Consider the following 456-nt stretch of genomic DNA (forward strand, 5'->3'; position numbering starts at 1 on the left):
CGATAATTCCGTTCCTGATTTTGTACACCGTCACGAATTTGGGCGATAACATACAACGCCTCATCTTTATCAGATTGTCCACGGTAATAAGTGATTTTGTCGCCCATACCATTGTCAGTCCACAGATTCTTAGCGATGCGTTCGTTATTATGTTCGATAACCGCATTGGCAGCATCCAAAATGGTTTGCGTTGAACGGTAGTTTTGCTCCAACATAACGGTCTTAGCATCTTTGTAATCTTTGTTAAAATTCAAGATGATTTGCATGTTAGCCCCACGCCAACCATAGATAGACTGATCAGAGTCTCCCACAACAGCCAGGTTGCGGTGTTTTGCTGATAATAGTGTAACTAATTCATATTGGGCGTCGTTGGTGTCCTGATACTCATCGACGTGCACGTATAAGAATTTTTCTTGATAGAATTCAAGCACTTCCGGCTCTTGATGCAACAATTCA

Annotated in this window: 1 protein-coding gene; it reads right to left on the reverse strand. The window is 41.9% G+C overall.

All coding sequences use genetic code 11. The features are described 5' to 3' along the window. Positions 1 to 456, reverse strand: a 456-nt coding sequence (locus tag WEIDD23_RS12265) for a UvrD-helicase domain-containing protein (RefSeq protein WP_156469677.1), incomplete at both ends; no start/stop codon positions are given.

It is taken from the genome of Weissella sp. DD23, assembly GCF_001579105.1.
In the GTDB taxonomy this organism is placed as follows: Bacteria; Bacillota; Bacilli; order Lactobacillales; family Lactobacillaceae; genus Weissella; species Weissella cibaria.